This is a genomic window from Pseudolactococcus yaeyamensis (genome assembly GCF_054658615.1).
The window spans coordinates 1-1,020 of record NZ_BAAGGP010000191.1; the positions used below are offsets into that span (position 1 = coordinate 1).

The following is a 1,020-nucleotide window of genomic DNA, read 5'->3' on the forward strand; positions in this document are numbered from 1 at the left end:
AATCGAATTTCTAAAGGCACGGCAAATGAGTACGACCGTAAACTCAAAACAGACATGATGTCATGGATGAAAGCGACAGACAGAGAGGCACAGCTCCGTCTTGAAGAAAGTGATATCACACTTTCAGATATTTTGACGAAACTCGTCAAAATGCCTGAGTTCCTCTCACGTTGCTTACCTATCAAAGACCGCACATGGCGCATCGACCATGAGGCTAATCGTCGCAAAGTCACAGAAGAAAAACTGAAAAAAGCAGTCGATACAACTGTGATGATTGACACGATTGAGTATCTGAATGACTATACGCAAACCTATGTCAGCCCACTGCAAGAGCAGTACACCAACTATGATAAGAAGGTTAAGTCAACTTACCAAGCCACCAACTTCTACAACAATAACGGCATGGCGATAGGTAATGACCTCGACACCTATCATCAAGATGGCTTGAAGAGCAATATCACGCAAATTTCTAAAGAAAATGGTAGACTATATTCAAGTAACCTTTATCAAGAATTTGGTTCAAGTGAGCGCCGAATTCAAGACCAAGCAGGTTACAGAAGTCAGTACCATGATAACAGCGCAGATATTCATCTGAGAGCCAGAGAGTACAACACCACTACTGGACGATTCTTACAACAAGATACTGTTTTAGGTAGCCTTAAAAATCCAACCACGCAGAATAAATACATCTATGGTAATAACAATCCATTCATGTATCGTGATGATGCGGGGCGTTTCGGTTGGAATGATGTCTGGAATGGTATTAAGAAAGCAGCTAAAAAAGCTGTTCAAATCGTTGACAACTATGTTGTAAAACCAGCTGTCAAAGCTGTACAAGCAGGGGTAAATTGGGTTAATAAGAATATTGTTCAGCCAGTTGTCAACTTATTTACTGGAGGCGGTTCATCTTCTAACAATGGTAACGGTGGTTGGAGACCACAACCGTCCCCATTTGGCAACGATTCACTCTATGGACAATTTCCGCAAACTGCGGTGCTTAACGGTAAATCATATAATCTA

At 41.4% G+C, this 1,020-nt stretch carries 1 protein-coding gene; it reads left to right on the plus strand.

Features of this window, described 5'->3' with window-relative positions; all coding sequences use genetic code 11:
- A partial coding sequence (locus ACYQ21_RS15655) for an RHS repeat-associated core domain-containing protein (RefSeq protein WP_460059613.1) occupies positions 1 to 1,020 on the plus strand: 1,020 nt, incomplete at both ends.